This window comes from Pantoea septica, assembly GCF_002095575.1.
GTDB classification, from domain to species: Bacteria; Pseudomonadota; Gammaproteobacteria; order Enterobacterales; family Enterobacteriaceae; genus Pantoea; species Pantoea septica.
Genome location: NZ_MLJJ01000024.1, coordinates 14,896 through 35,726 on the forward strand (window position 1 = coordinate 14,896; position 20,831 = coordinate 35,726).

Sequence of the window (20,831 nt, forward strand, 5' to 3'; positions counted from 1 at the left end):
CCTTTCGGCGATAAATCCTTATGATTTGCTAAAAAAATTGTCTCTGCTGGCCTTAAGGCCCTTTCACTTTTTTGTTCGGTTTGCAATGTGAGCTTTCCAGCACTGCCTGACGGCGGTGAATTTTTGCTATGGAGAGATCATGAAATCCTTATCCTCTGCGCTGCGCATGACGCTGCTCGCCACCGCACTCTTTTCCGCCTCCGGCATGCTGGCGCATGCGGACCAACTTACCCAGCCGGTCAGCAAGGGCGCCTATGAGCTCGCCTTTAGCCCCAGCGACGATACGCTGTTCCTCGCCGCGTCGCAGGGCAGCGATGCGCCGGGCGGCGCGGTATTCCGTCTTGATGCGCACAGCCTGGCCGTAAAACAAACGATCCCCACCGAGCTGAAAAGCTTCGGCGCGGCGATTAACCCGCAAACCAACGTGCTCTATATCGGCAACACCCTGAACGGCGCGCTAACCGCCATCGACGCCGTCAGCGGCAACGTTCTCAATACGCTGGTGCTGGACGGCCGCAAGCGCGGCGAAAGCGTGCGCCCGCTGCAGCCGCGAGAAATCGCCGTTGATGTGAAAACCAACCGCGTTTACGTCACCGGGCTGGGGCCGCAGAGCGTGGTCTGGGTGGTGGACGGCAAAACCCTGCAGCTTATCAGCGTGGTGCCGAATACCGGCAAAATGGCTACCGGCCTGGCGGTCGACAGCGAGAGGCAAAAACTCTACGTCACTAACGCCGACGGCGAAATCATCACCATCAACACCCGCACCAACGCCGTTGAGAAGCGCCAGAAAATCGGTGACGACAACGCGCATTTCTTCCTGAATATCGCGCTCGACACTCAGGGCCAGCGCGCTTTCCTCAGCGATTCGAAACAGCCGCAGCTGCTGGTGGTCGATCTGCGCGATGGCAAGGTGATCCAGACGATCGCCGCGCCAGAGTCGCTGGCGGTGCTTTTCAATCCGCAGCGCGATGAACTCTACGTCACTCACCGCAAAGCGGGCGAGGTGAGCATCATCGACGCCAGCAGCTATAAAGTGAAACGCACGGTGAAAACGGCCGGCCTGCCTAACAGCCTCGCGCTCTCCGCCGACGGCAAGGCGCTCTACGTCAGCGTCAAACAGCCGGGATCGCGTAAAGCGCCGCCGAAAAACCCCGACAGCGTGATGCGCATCGCGCTTTGATTCCACTCACATCCTAAGGGGCGGCCACCGGCCGCCCTTTGCATTTCTTCGGCTACCTTTAAAGCGTGCCGCTGTCTGGCGGCATCAACACCATTGGAGAGGATGCGATGAGCCAGTTCCTGATGAATGAAAAAAATAATCTGGTCAACGAAGCGATCGAGGGCGTGCTGCTAAGCACGCCGTGGCATAACCTTAGCCGCCTCGACTTAGGCGACGACATTCGGGTGGTCGTGCGCAACGACTGGGACAAAAGCAAGGTGGCGCTGATTTCGGGCGGCGGCTCCGGGCATGAGCCGGCGCATGCCGGCTTCGTCGGCAAGGGGATGCTGACCGCCGCAGTCTGCGGCGATATTTTCGCATCGCCCAGCGTGGACGCGGTGCTGAGCGCCATTATTAACGTGACCGGCGACGCAGGCTGCCTGCTGATCGTGAAAAACTACACCGGCGACCGGCTCAATTTCGGACTGGCGGCGGAGAAGGCGCGCGCGCTGGGCTACAAGGTCGAAATGGTGATGGTGCAGGATGATATCGCCCTGCCGGACAACCCCCAGCCGCGCGGCATCGCCGGCACCGCTCTGATCCATAAAATCGCTGGCTACGCCGCAGAGCAGGGGCAGTCGCTGGCGCAGGTGAAAACCCTGGCGCAGCGCGCCATTAAGGGCACGGCGAGCATCGGCGTCGCCTTTTCAACCTGCCATATTCCCGGCGAAAAGCGCGACAACCGCGTGAAAGAAGGCGAGAGCGAGCTGGGCATGGGCATTCACGGCGAGCCGGGCGTCATCACGCTGGACACGCAGAACAGCCAGCAGCTGGTGAGCATCATGACTGAGAAGCTGGCCAATAGTCTCTCTTCCGGCACCCGCGCGGTGCTGCTGGTGAACAATCTCGGCGGCTTCTCAATGCTGGAGCTGGCGCTGGTGACGCGCGACGTGCTGAAAAGCCCGCTGGCGGCGCAGATCAGCCATCTGATCGGCCCGGCGACGCTGGTGAGCGCGCTCGATATGAAAGGCTTCTCGCTGACGGTGCTGCAGGTGGAGGCGGCGTTTCTCGAAGCGCTGAAAGCGCCGGTAGAAGTGCTGGGCTGGGCGCCTGTGCATGCGGTGGAGCCGGTCACGACGCTGAGCAGCCAGCATGTGGTGAGCAAACTGGAGTTTACGCCTTCTCAGGACGAGCGGACGGCGCAGGTGGTTGGGCGCGTGGCGCAGACGCTGATCGATATCGAAGCCGAGCTGAACGCGCTGGACGCGAAAGTCGGCGACGGCGATACCGGCTCGACCTTCGCCGCTGGCGCACGTAAGGTAAAGCGCGTGCTGGAAGCGCAGCAGCTGCCGCTGGCGGATCTGCCGTCGCTGTTTGCGCTGGTGGGCGAGCAGCTGGCGACGGTGATGGGCGGTTCGAGCGGCGTGCTGATGTCGATCCTCTTTACCGCGGCGGGCCAGCGGCTGGCGCAGGGCGGTACGCTGCCAGAGGCACTAACGCAGGGACTGGAGCAGATGAAGCACTACGGCGGCGCGCAGATTGGCCACCGCACGCTGGTCGATGCGCTGGAGCCGGCGCTGGAGGCGCTGTCGGCGGGCAGATCGCTGGCAGAGGCGGCAGAGGCGGCGGCCAGGGGCGCCGATTCCACCGCGCAGATGCAGAGCGCCAGAGCGGGGCGCTCATCCTACCTGAATCAGCAGACGCTGGATGGCGTGAAAGATCCCGGCGCCTGGGCCGTGGAAAAGGTTTTCGCCGCGCTAGCGGGTTAAGCTTCGCGCAGCCGTTCGACCGTCTGGCGACCCTGGCGGGTCGCCAGCGCGTACGGCGTCACAATATTCCCGTCTCAACGCTGAAATGGCGCTGTTCGCCCGGCGCCAGCGAGAGCAGCGTGCCGGCGCGCTGCGCGGCGTTGAAGCCTTCCGGCCGACAGGTGGCCGGCAGAATATAAGCCGCCACCTGCTGATCGCGGTTGTGCAGCATCCAGCGCGTAGCGTGCGGAAATTGCCGGCTGCTGAAGCGCGTCATCAGCGCGAAACCCTGCGGCGAATGCAGCTCGAACTGCATCTCGTCGCCATATTGCGGCAGATCGTCGGCGAAGAAAACGATCTCCGGATCGCACATCTCCGGCCGATCCAGCCGCTGAAACGCCTGCGGATCGCGCGCCAGAGCGGCGGTGTAGGTCTGCCACGGCGGCGTCGGCTTCACGTGCGCCGGCACTGAGGTACGCAGCTGGAAAGCCTGCTGCGGGATCGACTGCTTAAACTCGCCCTCATCAATCCATGCGCTGTTCAGATGACACATATACTGCAGCGGCATCGGCGCGCCCGCCAGATTGGTCACGTTCATCTCGATATGCAGCCGCGGCTGGCCAGCCTCGACCCGTACCGCCGGCGCGGCCAGATAGTGATGGCCGAAGCCTTTCACATACTCGGTCTCGCCCTCAAGCGACAGGCGATCCGCCTCCAGCACCAGCCACGCGCTGTCCATGCGCGCGCAGGCCATTTCGCCATGCAGAGGGTGATCATCGTCTTCGGCCGGACAGCCGTTCGCCAGCAGCCCAGAGTGAAAGGCAAAGCAGCCGTAGGTGTCGATAATCGAACTGCCCGGCAGCGGCTGCTTAAAGCTGTGGCCCATGGTCAGCGTGCGGCCGTCGAAACAGGCGTCCCAAATCATCTGGCCGTAAAAGGGCAGCACCGTCACCGTGCCGCGCTGGTTGCTGATACGCACCGCCTCTATCCCGGCCGGATAGCGGAAAAGCTCGACGTGGAACTCGGCGTTTTGCAGCAGCGTGGTCGGCGTGGCGTGAAACTGTTCCCGACAGAGCGGCAGACGGGTTTTCATGGCATCTCCTCGACTAAACGGCCGGTTTGCAGCGCCTGCTTTTTATGACGCAGCTCGCCCCAAAAATAGAAACCCACCCAGGCAAAGCAGAGCAGGGAGACGCCAAACGCCAGCTGCATCGAGCCCAGACGATCGGAAGCGAACCCCTGGATTGCCGGGATAAAGGCGGCGCCGACAATCGACATCACGATAAACGCGCCCGCCACTTCGGTGTACTTGTTCTCGACGGTCGCCAGGGTGCCGGCATAAATCGTCGCCCAGCAGGGCCCGAACAGCACGCTGACAAACACCGCCGCATAGACCGCGGTGAAGTTCGGCACGAACATCACCCACGCCAGGGTCAGCACGCCGAGCGCCGAATAGGCGATCAACACCTTCTCGGCGCGGAAGCGCGTCATCAGGAAATTGGCGACGAACTTGCCGATAAAGAAACAGATAAAGCTGTAGATCATAAAGTTAGAGGCGTGACGCTCGTTCGCGGCCCCAAGCGTGAGCGCCAGACGAATCGTAAACGACCACACCGCCACCTGCATGCCGACATAGAGGAACTGCGCCACGATGCCGCGCTTAAAGTGGCGGTTGCCGGCCAGGTAGCGCAGCGTTTCGCCGAGCGACGGCAGGGATTTCTCGGTCGACGCCGGTTTGCAGCGCGGATAGCGCGTAAACATAAACAGCAGCATCACCACTACCAGCACCATCACCAGATATTTATAGGGCTCCAGCGTATGCTCCAGCATGCTGAGGCGGAAAGCGTGCGCCTGTTCGGCATTCATCCCGGCCAGCTGGCTCTGCAGGCTGTCGCCCTCCTGGAACACCAGATATTTGCCCAGCACGATGCCCATCAGCGCGCCGACCGGGTAGAAGGTCTGGCTGACATTGAGGCGCAGCGTGGCGCGATCGCGGTGGCCAATCATCGAGCTATAGGTATTGGCGGCGGTTTCCAGAAAGCTCAGGCCGATGGCGATAGCGAAAATGGCCGCGAGGAACATGGTGTAGGTGGCCATATGCGAGGCAGGATAGAACAGCACGCAACCGCCGATATAGAGCGCCAGCCCCATCAGGATCGCCAGCTTATAGCTCGCTCTGCGGATCACCAGCGAAGCCGGAATGGCAATGAGAAAGTAGCCGCCGTAAAAGGCGCTCTGCACCAGCGCGCTGGCGAAGTCGCTGAGCGCAAAAACGCTTTTGAACTGGGTGATCAGGATATCGTTCAGGCTCGCGGCGCAGCCCCACAGCGGGAAGAGGCACGAGAGCAAAATGAACTGGAACAGCGGCGTTTTATTTAAGTAGCCGTCGGGTTGCTGGACAATGTTCTGCTGCATGGCTCGACCTCAGTTAACGTTAAGAAAACGCTGGAAGGTTTCCGCGTCGGGATAGGAGCGCTGCGTGCCGCGGCCGGTCACGCTGCAGGCGGCGTAGGCGGACGCCTGCGCCATCGCCGCCGCGATATCGCCGCTTTGCACCAGCGCCTGGGCGAAACAGCCGATAAACGCATCGCCCGCGCCGCTGGTATCGACCGCTTTCACCGCCGTCGGCGCCACCTGGTGCAGGCTGTCGCCGCTCATCCACAGCGAGCCGCGCGCCCCCATGGTGATGATCAGGTTCTTCAGCCCCCGCTTGAGCAGCGTCTGGCCAGCCAGTTTGACCTCTTCATCGGTGGCGACCGGCATGCCGGTCAGGATCTCCAGCTCGGTTTCGTTGGGCATAAAGAAGTCGCACTTGCAGGCGTAAGCGATATCGAGATTTCCAACCGCCGGCGCCGGATTGAGGATCACTTTGATGCCGTGCTGACGGGCGAAATCGATGGCGTAGTAGACGGTTTCCAGCGGGATCTCCAGCTGCAGGATAATCAGCTGGCACGCTTTCAGCGCCTCGGCGGCGGCGTCGATATCGGCCGCGCCAAGCTGCTGGTTGGCCCCTTTGATGATCAGGATGCGGTTCTGCGACTGCTCGTCGACGAAGATCGGCGCCACGCCGCTCGAGGTTCCCGGCGCGGTGGTGACGAAGCGCGTATCCACGCCCTGACGCTGCAGGTTGGCGACGGTTTCCGGCGCGAAGAGGTCGTCGCCGACCTTGCTAACCATCATCACGCGTCCGCCCATCTTCGCGGCCGCAACCGCCTGATTCGCGCCTTTGCCGCCGCAGCCAATGGCAAAATCCGGCGCTTCCAGCGTTTCGCCCGCTTTAGGCAACTGGCTGGTATAGGTAATAAGGTCAACCATGTTTGACCCGATAACCGCGATGTCCATTGTGTGCTCCCAGGTGAATTCATGCTGTTTTAATGTTATTAAAATCACATTATCAGCTTTTTAAAGCTAATAATGTGACAAATTTCACAAGCTGAAATCGCGGGGAAAACGGTTAAACCGCCTCTTGAAGGCAATAATAAGTGTGATTATTTTAACAGTGCTAAAGAGTGTTGAGGGAGGCGGGCGCTGTGTTGCTGGCGGCCAGCATGTGAAACGCGCAAAGGGGAAGAGGATAAAGGCGCAGCTGACTGGCCGCTCCGGGCGCAGCAGGCGCAGCGCCTTTTCGCGCTGCGCCTGGGCTACATATGCTGCTTTACTCGTTTTCTGCCGCTTCGCGCAGCATCTCCTGATGTGGAACATCCTGCAGGATCTGCTCGAAACTGCGCAGACGTTTGTAGATCGACATCAGCTCCACCAGCGTTGACCAGGAGGTGATCAGATACTGGAACGATGAGCGCACCTGGTCGAACGCATTAGTAATGCGGTTTAACAAACCGAAGGTAATCGTGCCCGCCACGATTGACGGGAACAGCACGAAGAGACCGAAAACATTATCAACCTGCAGATAGAGAATGCGGGTGATATTAAAGTAGAGATAGTGAAAGTAGAGGCGGAAGTAGTTAAAGCGCACGCGGCTGAACAGCGCCTGGACCGTCGGCGGCGTCGCGCGATCGGGATTATCCTCGCCGTAGACCAGCTCTTTACGATAGGCCGCCTCGACCTGCTGGTTGCGGAACTCCAGCCCCGGCAGCTTGATGCCCACCAGCGCCAGCAGCGCCGTACCGAACAGCGACCAGAGCAGCGCGATAATCACCAGCGCATAGGGGATATTGCCGAGCAGCGGCACATCCTTGACGTGGTGCGACAAACTGATCAGTACCGGCAAAAAGGCCACTAACGTCATTAGCGCCTGAAGGAAACTCACGCCCCAGTCCTCCAGCGTGCTGGCGAAGCGCATGGTGTCTTCCTGCACACGCTGCGCCGCGCCTTCGACCTTACGCAGGCGCTGCCAGTTGTGCATGTAATAGTTGTTCATCGCGGTGCGCCAGCGGAACACCCAATGACTAATGAAAAAGGAATTCGTGACGCCAACGACGACCGAAATCAGGGCGATGCCAAGAAAATCACCTATGCCGCTGTAAAAACGGCTAATGGGTACCGAACCCGCTTTGGTCAGCGCCTGCTGGATCAGATCGTAGAACGGGCCGTACCAGGCGTTGACGCCGACGCCGACCTGCACGCCGAACCAGGTGACGAAGATAATCAGCGCCGATCCCCATACCGACCACCGCTGCCACGGATGGTTATCGATAATGCGCCAGGCCAGGGCGAATATCGCCACCACTATCCAGTAATAGCCGTAAAACCAGAGCTGGCTGGGAGCGATAAAGCGCGCGGCGGTGGTCGGCAGCGGCTGCTGCATCGCAGCATGCAGCGCTGGCCAGCGGGACGGCAGGTCATCGGCAAAGCCGAACCAGGCAAAAATCGCGATCAGACTCCAGATCGCCGCCGAGCTGAAAAACAGCGCTGGCCGGGGGAAATAGGACTTAAACATAGGCTCTCCGCTGTTATGTGCACCCTTTTATAACGTCTTTTAGCGTTATCTGTCTGTTGAGTGTTGTTTCTGGTGGTGACAGTTATCGTCCGTGCCAGGTAAAGCATTGCGACGAGATGTTAATGAATTTGTGCGAATTTGTTTCGGCGAACTAAATGTTTCACCACAACAGTGTTACACTAGCGCCCGCTGTTACCGGTAACAGTACTGCTGTAACCCTTAATCCGCATAAAAAAACCATTACAACGCAACTGTTTAACTTTCATGCCGCATTATAAGCGGTACTGAGGCAATGTCATGTCAGAACAAAAACGTGGGCAGACGCGCAGGGATTTTCTGTTAAAGACCATTGCGCTGGCGCCAGCTATGGCGGCGGGCAGCGCCGTCGTCGGCGGCTTCAGCATGGCGCCTGCGGTGCAGGCTGCCGATCCCGCTGCGGCGCAGCCGGCGCGCGACTACCAGCCCAGCTGGTTTACCGCTGAAGAGTTCGCCTTTATCAAGGCTGCCGTCGCCCGCCTGATCCCTAATGACGAGCGCGGCCCAGGCGCGCTTGAAGCGGGCGTGCCGGAATTTATCGACCGCCAGATGAATACCCCTTACGCCACCGGCGCCAACTGGTATATGCAGGGACCGTTCAATCCGGACCAGCCGAAAGAGCTGGGCTATCAGCTGCCGCTGGTGCCGCAGCAGATCTACCGTCTGGGGCTGGCGGACGCCGACGACTACAGCAAGCGCCAGCACGGCAAGGTGTTCGCCGATCTCAGCGGCGAGCAGCAGGATGCGCTGCTGCAGGCGATGGAGAGCGGCCAGGCCGATTTCCGTCAGCTGCCGGCGAAAACCTTCTTCGCCTTTCTGATCCAGAACACCCGCGAAGGCTTCTTCAGCGACCCGATCCACGGCGGCAACCAGAATATGGTGGGCTGGAAGCTGATCGGCTTCCCAGGCGCGCGCGCCGACTTTATGGACTGGGTTGAACGCGGCGAACGCTATCCGTTCCCGTCGGTATCTATTCGCGGGGAGCGCGCGTAATCATGGCAAACGAGATGAAAAAAGCAGACGCGGTAATCGTCGGTTTCGGCTGGGCCGGCGCGATTATGGCGAAAGAGCTGACCGAAGCCGGTCTTAACGTGGTAGCGCTGGAGCGCGGCCCGCATCGCGACACCTATCCAGACGGATCCTATCCGCAGTCGATCGACGAGCTGACCTATAACATCCGCAAAAAGCTCTTCCAGGATCTGTCGAAAAGCACCGTCACTATCCGTCACGACGCCTCGCAGACAGCGGTTCCCTATCGCCAGCTGGCGGCGTTTCTGCCGGGCACCGGCACCGGCGGCGCAGGGCTGCACTGGTCCGGCGTACACTTCCGCGTCGATCCGACCGAGCTGCGCCAGCGCAGCCACTATGAAGAGCGCTACGGCAAAAACTTTATTCCGGAAGGGATGACGATTCAGGATTTCGGCGTCACCTATGACGAACTGGAGCCGTTCTTCGACAAGGCGGAAAAGGTCTTCGGCACCTCCGGCACGCCGTGGAGCATTAAAGGGCAGGTGGTCGGCAAAGAGAGCGGCGGCAACCCGTTCGCGCCGGATCGCTCAGACAAATTCCCGCTGCCGGCGCAAAAGCGCACCTGGTCGGCGCAGCTCTTTGCCGAGGCGGCGAAATCAGTAGGCTATCACCCCTACGATCTGCCGTCGGCCAACACTTCCGGCCCCTACACCAACCCCTACGGCGCGCAGATGGGGCCGTGCAACTTCTGCGGCTACTGCAGCGGCTACGCCTGCTACATGTACTCGAAAGCGTCGCCGAACGTGAACATCCTGCCCGCGCTGCGTCAGGAGCCGAAGTTCGAGCTGCGCAACAACTCCTGGGTGCTGCGCGTGAACCTGACCGACGACAAAAAGCGCGCCACCGGCGTCACCTACGTCGATGCGCAGGGGCGTGAAGTGGTGCAGCCGGCGGATCTGGTGATCCTGTCGGCTTTCCAGTTCCACAACGTGCATCTGATGCTGCTTTCCGGCATCGGCAAGCCCTATAACCCGATCACTAACGAAGGCACCGTGGGCCGCAACTTCGCCTATCAGAATATCTCGACCCTGAAGGCGCTGTTCGACAAAAACACCACCACTAACCCGTTTATCGGCGCGGGCGGTGCGGGCGTCGGGGTCGACGACTTCAACGCCGACAACTTCGACCACGGGCCGCACGGCTTCGTCGGCGGTTCGCCATTCTGGGTCAACCAGGCGGGCACCAAGCCGATCTCCGGTCTGCCGACGCCGACCGGCACGCCGAACTGGGGCAGCAAATGGAAGGCGGCGGTGGCGGATACCTACACGCACCACATCTCTATGGACGCCCACGGCGCGCATCAGTCCTACCGCGCGAACTATCTCGACCTCGATCCCAACTACAAAGACGCCCATGGCCAGCCGCTGCTGCGCATGACCTTTGACTGGCAGGATAACGACATCAAGATGGCGCAGTTTATGGTCGGCAAGATGCATAAGATCGCCGAAGCGATGAGTCCGAAGATGATTATCGGCGGCGCGAAAAAGCCGGGCAGCCATTTCGACACCACGGTCTATCAGACCACGCACATCAGCGGCGGCGCCATTATGGGCGATCATCCCGCCACCAGCGCGGTGAACCGCTATCTGCAGAGCTGGGACGTGCCGAACGTCTTTGTGCCGGGCGCCTCCGCTTTCCCTCAGGGCCTGGGCTACAACCCGACGGGCATGGTGGCGGCGCTGACCTACTGGTCGGCGAAAGCGATCCGCGAACAGTATCTGAAAAAACCCGGGTCCACTGGTGCAGGCATAAGGAAATGGCGATGAAAAACGGCTTACTGGCCCTGATTCTGGGCACGATGACCTTTGCCGCGCTGGCGGACGATAACGGCGGCGATCGGGTAAAACGCGGCGAGTATCTGGCGCGCGCGGGCGACTGCGTCGCCTGTCATACCAGCAAAGATGGCAAACCCTTCGCCGGCGGCCTGCCGATGGCGACGCCGATCGGCACCATCTACTCCACCAATATTACGCCGGACAAAGCGACCGGCATCGGCGACTACAGCTACGACGACTTCCAGAAGGCGGTGCGGCACGGCGTGGCGAAGAACGGCGATACCCTCTATCCGGCGATGCCTTACCCTTCCTACGCGGTGGTGAGCGACGAAGATATGCAGGCGCTCTACGCATACTTTATGCACGGCGTCGCGCCGGTTGAGCAGGCTAACCACAAAAGCGATATCCCCTGGCCGCTGTCGATGCGCTGGCCGCTGGCGATCTGGCGCTCGATGTTCGCGCCGGACGTGAAAGCGTTCCAGCCGATGGCGCAGGAAGATCCTGAGCTGGCGCGCGGCCGCTATCTGGTGGAAGGCCTCGGCCACTGCGGCGCCTGCCATACGCCGCGCAGCATCACCATGCAGGAGAAAGCGCTGAACAACGGCGAAGGCAGTGACTATCTGGCGGGCAGCAGCGCGCCGATTGACGGCTGGACCGCCAGCAACCTGCGCGGCGATAACCGCGACGGACTGGGGCGCTGGAGCGAAGAGGATCTGCGCCAGTTCCTGCGCTACGGCCGCAACGATCATACCGCTGCGTTCGGCGGCATGACCGAGGTGGTGGAGCACAGCCTGCAGCATCTCAGCGATGAGGATATCGCGGCGATCGCCCACTATCTGAAGTCGCTCGGCGCGAAAGACCCGAGCCAGGCGGCGTTTAGCGTCGATGACGCCACGGCGAAAGCGCTCTGGAAAGGCGACGACAGCGCGACCGGCGCATCGGTCTATGTCGATAGCTGCGCGGCCTGTCATAAAACTGACGGCAGCGGCTACCAGCGCTTTTTCCCGACGCTGCGCGGCAACCCGGTGGTGATGGCCGAGGATCCGACCTCGCTGATCCATATCGTGCTGGCGGGCGGCACCTTGCCGGGCGTGAAAGGCGCGCCGACCACCATTACGATGCCGGCATTCGGCTGGCGTCTGAGCGATCGGCAGGTGGCGGACGTGGTGAACTTTATCCGCGCCAGCTGGGGCAACGGCGGCAAGCCTGACGTCACGGAGAAGGATGTGGCGAAGCTGCGCGAAGATAAGACTATCCAGCCTTATCAGGGCAGCGCGGATATCCATCAGCTCGAAAACCAGTAATCCTCTAAAAAGGCCCGGCTAACGCCGGGCCTCCTTTCCTGCTGCTTTCGCCTCTCTCTTAAATATTCTCCAGATCGATGCCGCGCGTCTTTGGTCCGTAAATCCCCACTGACAGCATCACTATCAGCATGCTCGCCACGATAAAGGCGATGACGCCCTGGCTACCCGCATACTGCAAAATCAGGCCGATCAAAATACTGCTGAATACCGTCGAAAGGCGGCTGAAGGAGTAGCAAAAGCCGACCGCGCGGGCGCGAATATGGGTGGGGAAAATCTCCGTCTGGTAGGCGTGATAGCTAAAGGTCAGCCAGGCGTTGGAGTAAGTGATCAGAAAGCCGCAGAGTATCAGCAGCACAGGGTTGGTCTGAAAGGCGAACAGCGTGCCGAACACCACCGTCATCAGGCAGGAGAAAACGATCTGCCATTTGTTCTCAAACTTATCGGCGTAGCGGCTGCAAATCAGCGAGCCGAGCGGGTAGGCGAGGGTGATAAAAAAGGCGTAGAGCAGGCTGTGGGTGACGGTCGTGCCGTTGCCCGACAGCAGCGCGGGCAGCCAGTTGCCGAAGCCGAAAAAGCCGATCGCCTGAAAGAAGTTCATCACCACCAGCATCAGGGTGCGCTTGCGGTAGGCCGGCGACCAGATCTCCCTGAACCGGCCGCGCTTCGGCAGCTGCGCCGCCGCGTCATCCGGCGGGAAGTCTGCGCCGGGCGCGACGCCGCAGCGTTTCTCCATCGCGCTCAGCACCTGATGCGCCGCCTGATGACGTCCCTGCTGCGCCAGCCAGCGCGCCGACTCCGGCAGATCCTTACGAATAAACCAGATGATCAGCGAACAGAGGGCGCCCGCGATCACCACCCAGCGCCAGCCTTCAAGGCTTAACAGCGTCTGCGGCACCAGCCACCAGGACATCAGCGCCACCGTCGGCACGGAGAGAAACTGCACGAAAAATGAAAAGGCGAAGGCGCGGCTGCGCAGATGCGTCGGCACCCACTCCGAGAGGTAGGTGTCGATAGTGACCAGTTCGATGCCGAGGCCGATGCCCACCAGAAAGCGAAACAGAATGATCATCTCCGCGCTCTGCTGAAAGGCCATCAGCAGCGAGAAAACGCCATACCACGCCAGCGCGCACATAAAGGTCAGGCGTCGGCCGAAACGATCGGCCCAGGGCGCGAGCAGGCTGGCGCCGACAAACAGGCCGAGAAAGGTGGCGGAGGCGAAGGCAGCCTGATCGGCGATGCCGAAAACGCCCGCGCTGCCGGTGTGGAAGACGCCGGCGGCCAGCAGCCCGGAGCTGATATACCCGGTCTCAAACAGATCGTAGAGTTCAAAGAAACCGCCGAGCGCGAGCAGCGTAATAAAACGCCACAGGCCGCGCGACGAGGGCAGCGCGTCGATGCGTGCCGCTAAGCTGTTGTCGGGCGTCGGCGCAGCGAACCCCGGCGCCATCCCTGAAGTGCAGGTGGTTGTCATTATTTTATGAACCTCGGTGTGACGGTGTTTGCCTGTCTCGCTAACGGCGTGGCGCTATTGTAAAAATAATGATCGTTAGCAAGCGAAGAGAGTGCAGAATAATCAATTCGGCAATCCTTGCCGAGAGGGTTGTTGGTGAGTTTTTAGCAACGTACGTTGCACGTTTCGCCGTCCCTGGCGAGGCCGCTACGGCATCTGCGGCCAGACGCCCGGCCCGATAGGCAGTCCCAGCGCATACCAGGCGAGCAGCAGCGCGATCCAGGTGATGAAGAAAACCACCGGATAGGGGAAAATCAGCACGTAATAGGTGCCGAGCTGGGCATCTTTCTGGTAGCGCTGCAGGAAAGAGAGGAACAGCGGCAGAAAGGGAGACATCGGCGCCAGCGGCAGCACTGCCGAGTCGGCGATGCGAAAGATCATCTGCGCGAAGGCGGGATGAAAGCCGAGCAGCATAAACATCGGCACGAACACCGGGGCGAGAATCGACCAGATCGCCGAGCCGCTGGCGATGAACATACAGAGAAACGCCGACAGGAACATCAGGCCGAGAAAGGCTGGCGCGCCGCTGATGCCTGCGCTCTCCAGCACGTCGGTCAGCCCGATGGCCATAAACTTGCCCATGTTGCTCCAGTTGAAGAAGGCGACGAACTGCGACAGCGGAAACACCATCACGATAAAGCCCGCCATGCTCTTCATCGGCTCGACCAGCAGCTGCGGAATATCGTCCGGGCGGCGAATTTGCTTCGTGACCGCGCCATAAACGATCGCCACCACAAAGAAAAACAGGATGATGATCGGCACGATGCCCTTGATAAAAGGCGAGGGCACGATGCCGCCGGTTTTCGGATCGCGCAGCGGCGCATGCTCCGGCACCACCAGCAGCGCCATCACGCCGATAAACAGCAGCGCCGCAATGCCCGCCGCGCGCAGGCCGCGATTCTCCAGCGGCGTCAGGGCCGCCAGCCGCTCGCTGCCGCCCTCTTTCCACTGCGGCAGGCGCGGCTCGATAAACTTGTCGGTGAGAATGGCGCCGGCTACGGTCAGCACGATCACCGAGGTGGCCATAAAGAACCAGTTATCGATCACGCTGACGTGCACCGTGTCGCTGACCGCCTTCGCCGCTTCGGTGCTGATGCCGGAGAGCAGCACGTCGGTGGTGACGATCAGCAGGTTAGCGGTAAAGCCGGAGGCGACGCCGGCGATCGCCGCCAGCAGGCCCGCCACCGGATGGCGTCCCACGGCGAGGAAGATCAGCGCGCCGAGCGGCGGCATCACCACCAGCGCGGCATCGGAAGAGATATGGCTGAAAAAGGCGATAAACAGCACCATATAGCTGGCGTAGCGGCGGCTGACGCGCGACGCCATCTTCACCATCAGCGACTGCAACAGGCCCACTTTTTCCGCCAGGCCGGCGCCGAGCACCAGCGCCAGAATCGAGCCGAGCGGCGTAAAGCCGCTGAAGTTTTTGATGATGTTGGGCAGGATCCACTGCAGGCCCGCGACGCTCAGCAGGTTGTTGACGCGCACCATCTCGCCGCTGACGGGGTTTTTCACCGCCAGATCGAGACTGCTGATAATGGCGGTCGCCACCATCAGCACCACAATCAGATAAACAAACAGCAGGAAAGGATTGGGGACTTTGTTGCCGACCCGCTCGATCCAGCCGAACACTTTCCCAGGGCTGCGACTCTCCGACATTACGGTCATGATATTCCTCGTCTTGTATGGTCGTGTTTGCGTTTTTTATTGTGTTATCGGTCCGCGCCTGAGGCGCGGCCGCGGCTCAGTTGGCCAGTTTTGAAGGCGCGACGCCTTCGGGAATCGGACATGTATAGGGCTGCGCGCGGCGCGCGCGATCGAACTCAGCGCGGCAGCACGCCAGCGCCTGCTCGTCGGTCAGCAGGTCCAGCACGGTGGCGGCCATCACTTTGGCCGCCAGCAGCATGCCCTTGTGCGCGATAGTGGTGCGGCCCTGCGCCACCAGCTGCCAGGTGTGCAGCGGCGTGCCGAAGGCAAAGCAGGGCGCGAAGCACTGCGCGACGGGCGTGATCCAGCTGACGTCGCCGACGTCGGTGGAGCCGTAAAGCAGCTCGCGCGTCGCCGCGCAGGGCGCCACCTCATCCATCAGCAGCTTGTCGCCGTGCGCCTCAATCCACGCCGCGCCCGCCTCGCCGCCGGTGCGTGCCGCATTGAGCCGCGCGGTGCGCAGATCCTCCTCGCTCAGCGTGGCGCGGATGTCGGCAGCGAAAGCGCGCTCTTCCTCGCTGTAATGCGGCAAACCGAAGTGATGCAAATAACGCTCCATCACCGCTTCCAGCGCGCGGTTCGGCACGTAGTTGGAACACGCCTTGTCGAAGCGCACCGTAACCTGCGTGTCGGTCATCAGCGCCGCGCCTTGAGCGATATTGATCACGCGCTGGTAGATCGCCTGCGCCTGCGGCAGCTCGGGCGCGCGGATCAGGTAGAGCACTTCGGCGTCGGCCTGCACCACGTTGGGCGAGACGCCGCCGCTGTTGGTCACCGCATAGTGCAGCCTCGCCTCCTGCACGATATGCTCGCGCAAAAAGTTGGCGCCGGTGTTCATCAGCGTCACCGCATCGAGCGCGCTGCGCCCGAGATGGGGCGAGGTCGCGGCGTGCGCCGCCACCCCTTTAAAGTGGAATGCCGCCTGGATATTGGCGAGCGTGCTGAGGTTGAACAGGCCGCTGAAACCTTCGGGATGCCAGGTGACGGCGGCGTCGACATCGTCGAACAGCCCCTCGCGCACCATAAAGGTTTTGCCGGATCCGCCCTCTTCGCCGGGACAGCCGTAGAAACGCACCGTGCCGCGCCCGCCGTGCTGCGCCATCCACGCTTTCAGCGCGAACGCCGCCGCCAGTCCGGCGGTGCCGAGCAGGTTATGGCCGCAGCCGTGGCCGTTGCCGTTCTCTTCCAGCGGCTCCGGCCGCGCGCAGCCCGCCCGCTGGCTGAGTCCGGCCAGCGCGTCGAACTCGCCGAGAATGGCGATCACCGGCCGCCCTTCGCCCGTGCTGGCGACAAAGGCGGTCTCGATATTGCCGACGCCGCGCGTCACGGCGAAGCCTTCCTGCTCCAGCGCGTCGGCCAGCAGCGCGCTGGAGCGAGTTTCGGCGAAGCGGGTTTCCGGCGTGTCCCAAATAGCGTCGCTAAGGGCGGTAAAGCGCGCCTGATGGGCGTCGATATAGTCGGCCAGGAAGTCAGCGTTCATCGGCCGCCTCCGAACTGCGCCTGATTGAGCGCCAGCGTCGCCAGCATCTGCACCGCTTTGCCCATCACGCTTTCGTCAAAGTCGAAGCGGGCGTTATGGTGGCCCGCCGCCAGATCGCAGCCGAAGATGGCGTAGGTCGCCTGGCCGCCGCGCTGTTTAACGCGCTCCATCATGTAGGTGGCATCTTCCGATCCGGCAGCCTGCGCCTTGCGATCCACCACCGAGTCGAAGATGCCGAGCGCCTCCGCCTGCTGGTGGAGGAAATCGACCCAAGGCTGGGTCGGCGTGCAGCTGCGCGCCGCGCCCATTAGCCTGATCTCATATTCCACGCCATACATCGCCGCTGCGCCAGCGATCACGCGCAGCGCCTGCTGGTAAATGTCGTCGTTAACCTGGTTGCTGACGCCGCGCGTCTCGACCTTCATCAGCGCGGTGTCGGCCACGACGTTGCGGCCGGTGCCCGCCTGCAGCACGCCGACGTTGACGCGCGCGACGCCGCCGCTGTGCTGCGGCAGCCCGTGCAGTCCCAGCGTGGCCTGCGCCGCTGCCAGCAGCGCGTTGCGCCCCTCTTCAGGCCTGCCGCCCGCATGCGCGCCGACGCCGGTGAAATGCACGTCCAGCTTGGTGGTGGCGAGGAAGCTGTCGCTGCCGCACACCAGCTCGCCAGCGGGCACGCCGGTGCCGAGATGAATAGCGGTAAAGAGATCGACATCGTCTACCACGCCTGCCTCCACCATCGCCTTCGCGCCGCGCACCCCCTCCTCGGCAGGCTGGAAAATCAGCTTGATAGTGCCGTTCAGCTGCGCCTTCATCGCCATCAGCACGCTGGCGAGCGCCAGCCCGATAGTGGTATGGCCGTCATGGCCGCAGGCGTGCATCATGCCGGGATTGCAGGACGCGAAACCTTCTCGCTGCGGCAGGTGATCGGACGCCTGGCTCTCGTTAAGTTCGAGCGCGTCCATATCGACGCGGAATCCCATTACCGGGCCGGGACGCCCCGTCTCCAGCGTGGCGACGACGCCGCAAAAGCCGCCGGAGAAGTAGGGCAGCCACTGCGGCAGCGCGCCCTGCTGCAGCGCACGCGCCTCCTGCTGTTTCAGGACCTCAGCGCTGGGAAGTCCCATGCGCGCTTCGGCGTTAATCACCTCGCGACCCAGCCGCAGTTGATAACCCAGTTTATGCAGCGCGTCGGCCACCCGCGTCGCGGTACGAAATTCCAGCCAGCCGGATTCGGCAAACTGATGGAGATCGCGCCGCCAGCTTTGCATCTGCGGCGCCAGCGCCTGAACCTGCTCAGAGAGGGTTGTCATAGGAGATCCTTATTGATGGTTTTTTATGCACGACCCCGAATTTACACAAGCCGTGCAGGCCGCATAAGATGCGAATATCTTTCTCCTGATAAACAGTGGTTATCATGCCGTCACAGTTAAAACTGCATCAGCTACGCGCCTTCGTTGAGGTTGCGCGTCAGGGCAGCATTCGCGCCGCGAGCCGTCTTTCCGGGCTTTCTCAGCCGGCGCTGACCAAAGCGATTCAGGAACTGGAGCAGGTTTTAGGCGCAAAACTGTTTGTTCGCCGCCAGCAAGGTGTGGTGCTGACCGACGTGGGTGATAACTTTTTTCGCCATGCCAGTCTGGTTTTAGAAGAATTACGTGTGGCGCAGGAGGATATTCAGCAGCGGCTTGGACTGGCAGGCGGACAGGTGAATATCGGCGTGGGCGGCAGCGTGGCGCGCACCATCATGCCGCAGGTGATCACTCAGTTTCATCGGGAATATCCGCTGGTCAAGGTGCGTATTGTCGAAGGCCAGCTGGTGTCGATGATCCCGGAGCTGCGTCAGGGCGAACTCGATTTCACCATCAATACCTACGACCAGAGCCATCTCGATCAGGAGCTGAGTTTTGAGAAAATGATGCAGCGCGACTACAAAGTGGTGGTGCGCAAGGGGCACCCGATGGAAAAGGCGCGGTCGCTTGAGGCGCTGCAGCAGTGCGACTGGACGATGCCGACGCCGAAGGGCAGCTACTATCGCCTGCTGCACGATCTCTTTGCCGAGCGCGGCATGGCGCCCAAAATCGTGGTTTCCTGCGAGACCTTTATGGCCTGCACCAGTCTGGTGGCGCAGAGCGACTTTGTCAGTATCCTGTCGGTCGATGTCATCAACGATGCGGTGCTTGGACAGCAGCTGGTGGCGCTGGATCTGGACGATCCATTACCGAAAGCGACCTTTTATTTGATCCAGCGAAAGGAGACGGCGCTGACGCCGATGAGCGCTTACATGGCGCAGCTATTTCGCCGTCATTGCCAGTAAAAACAAGGGGTAAACTCGATCGTCTACACTGTTAGGGTACTGTAAGAAATCCAACCGACAATATAGAGGTGAAGATGCAAGTCAGTCCTTATCTGTTTCTCTATGGCCGTTGTGAAGAGGCTATCGACTTTTACCTGCAGGCTACCGAGGGAGAGTTGCTCTATAAAATGACGTTCGGTGATATGCCGGATCAGGGCGAGCAGGTAGGCGATCAGTCTGCGCCGCCGCTGCCGCCGGAAAAGATTATGCATGCCCAGCTGCGTATCGGCGAAGGGGAACTGATGCTGAGCGACGGCAATACCGAGAAGCCGCCGGCATCGGAGCATGCCGGTTATGCGGTCAGCCTGTCGACCACCGATGTCGAACAGGGTAAAGAGTGGTTCGAGAAACTGTCGGCGGGCGGCAAGGTAACGACGCCGTGGCAGGAGACCTTCTGGTCGAACGGCTTCGCGATGTTTATCGATAAGTTCGGCATTCCGTGGCGCATCAACGTAGAGAAGCCGCAGGAATAAGTCTGGTTCAGCTGCTGTGAGCCTGATCCGATCGCAAAGTCGCTCAAGGCATCCTTGCTTGCGCGGCCCGCGCGGATACGCACCTCGTCCTTGAGGTGCGCCCGCAAACGGGCCAACGCGCTGCGTTGTTCAAAAACGCTCCCGGCGTTTTTGTCCGTGTTGCGGGACGCTTTGCTCTTCGGCTCAGACTCACCGCTCTGTAAGACCGGTACGCTTAGCCCGCTTTTATCAGAAGTTATAACCCGCCACCAGGTAGTAACCCCAGCCGGTCGATTTCACTTCAAATGGTCCGCGGCCGAAGTTCAGCTCCTGACCGTCGGCCCACTGACCGCCGTTATGGAAGTAACGCGCCACGGCGGAAATATGCCAGTGGTCGTAGCCCAGCGACAGAATATGACTTGAAGCGATGGAGTTGCTGGTGCGCGACGCGTCCGATTTGTCGCGCAGATCGGAACCCCAGTCGAAGTTGGTAAAGCCGATATAGCTCAGGTTGCCGCCCCACAGCGTGGTAATCGGCACCATATATTTCACCTTGAAGCGATAGCCATCCCAGCTGTTCTCGTTCGCCGCGCCGTAGTTTTCCCACTGATATTTGGCGTAGACGTTAAGCGACAGGCCGACGTCGCTGTGCGTATCAATGTCGGTGCCGAGACCCATATACCAGGTGTTCTGACGGTTATCGCTGTTGCGGCCCATATCGTAGATATAGTTGTTGGCGAAGTACCACTCTTTGAACGGGCCGAAGGCCAGGCTGGTGCCGGTCAGCTTATCGATAGAGAAACGCGGCTCGATTTCCATGAACATCGGCGAACCATGGTCGAAAATGCCGTTGGCGTTGCTGTTGCCCATGCCGAAGAAGTTGGTCAGATCGAGGTAGCCGTAAAAATCGAACCAGTCTTTTTTCGCGAAGGCTTCATATTCCAGATAGACGTCGTTATTGAACTGCGGTCCGAAGCGGGTGTGATAGCTGCCCACCACGTTGACGCTCTGGTGCCACCAGTCGGAAAGGTATTGCGGATCGCTTTCGGCGGCCTGCGCGCCGCTGCTCAGGGACGTTGCCAGCAAGGCGCCTGCTATCAAGGTTTTAAATTTCATTATCATTAACCACATGCTTTTGACCGCGCAGAGACGCAGTCAGAGTGAAATCGATCCCAGAGTGGGGCGGCGAAGATGTAACCGTTTTTTACAGCCGGTTTTTGACCTGCGTAGCCTGACCGTTACAGGGCGATAGAAAATAGATTTTGCTCACGTTTGTCAAAATGTGTTGCATTGCATTTACGTGAAAATGTGAAGTGCGTCACGAAAATAAGCGGCGGCGAACGGAACGCCGCAACCGTTTACGTTGTCGGCATCGCGCGCGAAC

Annotated in this window: 15 protein-coding genes and 1 pseudogene; 7 read left to right on the forward strand and 9 right to left on the reverse strand. The window is 60.9% G+C overall.

Features of this window, described 5'->3' with window-relative positions; all coding sequences use genetic code 11:
- The first annotated feature begins 139 nt into the window (after positions 1-139).
- Positions 140-1,180, forward strand: a complete 1,041-nt coding sequence (gene yncE / locus HA46_RS13900; RefSeq protein ID WP_084884913.1) for a 7-bladed beta-propeller protein YncE — start codon at positions 140-142, stop codon at positions 1,178-1,180.
- Between the two features lie 107 nt (positions 1,181-1,287).
- Positions 1,288-2,928, forward strand: coding sequence for a dihydroxyacetone kinase subunit DhaK (locus HA46_RS13905; protein WP_084884915.1), 1,641 nt, complete (start codon positions 1,288-1,290; stop codon positions 2,926-2,928).
- A gap of 58 nt (positions 2,929-2,986) precedes the next feature.
- Here HA46_RS13905 and HA46_RS13910 read toward each other — a convergent pair whose 3' ends face one another.
- From HA46_RS13910 to sbmA, 4 genes are all read right to left on the reverse strand, one after another.
- Positions 2,987-4,000 carry an aldose 1-epimerase family protein gene (locus HA46_RS13910; RefSeq protein WP_033793222.1) on the reverse strand — a complete coding sequence of 338 codons (1,014 nt, stop codon included), beginning with the start codon at positions 3,998-4,000 and terminating at the stop codon, positions 2,987-2,989.
- A complete protein-coding gene (gene fucP / locus HA46_RS13915; RefSeq protein WP_084884917.1) occupies positions 3,997-5,322 on the reverse strand; it encodes an L-fucose:H+ symporter permease in 1,326 nt (441 codons plus the stop codon). The genes HA46_RS13910 and fucP overlap by 4 nt, the downstream gene beginning before the upstream one ends.
- A gap of 9 nt (positions 5,323-5,331) precedes the next feature.
- Complete coding sequence (gene rbsK, locus HA46_RS13920; protein WP_033793224.1) at positions 5,332-6,249, reverse strand: ribokinase; 918 nt, start codon at positions 6,247-6,249, stop codon at positions 5,332-5,334.
- Positions 6,250-6,562: 313 nt separating this feature from the next.
- Positions 6,563-7,804, reverse strand: a complete 1,242-nt coding sequence (gene sbmA, locus HA46_RS13925) for a peptide antibiotic transporter SbmA (RefSeq protein WP_033793225.1) — start codon at positions 7,802-7,804, stop codon at positions 6,563-6,565.
- 297 nt (positions 7,805-8,101) lie between these two features.
- Between sbmA and HA46_RS13930 the strand changes: the two genes are divergently transcribed.
- From HA46_RS13930 to HA46_RS13940, 3 genes and pseudogenes are all read left to right on the forward strand, one after another.
- Positions 8,102-8,833, forward strand: coding sequence for a gluconate 2-dehydrogenase subunit 3 family protein (locus HA46_RS13930; RefSeq protein ID WP_084884920.1), 732 nt, complete (start codon positions 8,102-8,104; stop codon positions 8,831-8,833).
- Between the two features lie 2 nt (positions 8,834-8,835).
- Positions 8,836-10,621: pseudogene (locus HA46_RS13935) on the forward strand (GMC family oxidoreductase).
- A gap of 10 nt (positions 10,622-10,631) precedes the next feature.
- Complete coding sequence (locus tag HA46_RS13940) at positions 10,632-11,948, forward strand: c-type cytochrome (RefSeq protein WP_084884922.1); 1,317 nt, start codon at positions 10,632-10,634, stop codon at positions 11,946-11,948.
- A 58-nt stretch (positions 11,949-12,006) separates the two neighbouring features.
- On the opposite strand, the gene HA46_RS13945 is transcribed toward HA46_RS13940, so the two are convergent.
- The 4 genes from HA46_RS13945 to HA46_RS13960 all read right to left on the reverse strand — a co-directional run bounded on the left by HA46_RS13945 (position 12,007) and on the right by HA46_RS13960 (position 17,955).
- Positions 12,007-13,419, reverse strand: coding sequence for an MFS transporter (locus HA46_RS13945; protein WP_084884924.1), 1,413 nt, complete (start codon positions 13,417-13,419; stop codon positions 12,007-12,009).
- 186 nt (positions 13,420-13,605) lie between these two features.
- Positions 13,606-15,126 (reverse strand): p-aminobenzoyl-glutamate transporter, encoded by a 1,521-nt coding sequence (gene abgT / locus HA46_RS13950; RefSeq protein ID WP_084884927.1) that lies wholly within the window; start codon positions 15,124-15,126, stop codon positions 13,606-13,608.
- A gap of 76 nt (positions 15,127-15,202) precedes the next feature.
- Positions 15,203-16,645: a M20 family metallopeptidase gene (locus tag HA46_RS13955; RefSeq protein WP_084884930.1), complete on the reverse strand. Its 1,443-nt coding sequence runs from the start codon at positions 16,643-16,645 to the stop codon at positions 15,203-15,205.
- The gene (locus tag HA46_RS13960; RefSeq protein ID WP_084884932.1) at positions 16,642-17,955 is read right to left on the reverse strand and encodes an amidohydrolase; all 1,314 of its coding nucleotides are present in this window, start codon (positions 17,953-17,955) and stop codon (positions 16,642-16,644) included. Before HA46_RS13960 ends, HA46_RS13955 begins: the two co-directional genes overlap by 4 nt.
- A gap of 104 nt (positions 17,956-18,059) precedes the next feature.
- Here HA46_RS13960 and HA46_RS13965 point away from each other — a divergent pair, with 104 nt between their 5' ends.
- Positions 18,060-18,956, forward strand: coding sequence for a LysR family transcriptional regulator (locus tag HA46_RS13965; RefSeq protein ID WP_033793292.1), 897 nt, complete (start codon positions 18,060-18,062; stop codon positions 18,954-18,956).
- A 74-nt stretch (positions 18,957-19,030) separates the two neighbouring features.
- Complete coding sequence (yjdN, locus tag HA46_RS13970) at positions 19,031-19,468, forward strand: VOC family metalloprotein YjdN (protein ID WP_033793232.1); 438 nt, start codon at positions 19,031-19,033, stop codon at positions 19,466-19,468.
- A gap of 228 nt (positions 19,469-19,696) precedes the next feature.
- Here the strand turns inward: yjdN and HA46_RS13975 are convergent, their stop codons facing one another.
- Complete coding sequence (locus tag HA46_RS13975) at positions 19,697-20,563, reverse strand: nucleoside-specific channel-forming protein Tsx (protein WP_033793233.1); 867 nt, start codon at positions 20,561-20,563, stop codon at positions 19,697-19,699.
- Between the last annotated feature and the right edge of the window lie 268 nt (positions 20,564-20,831).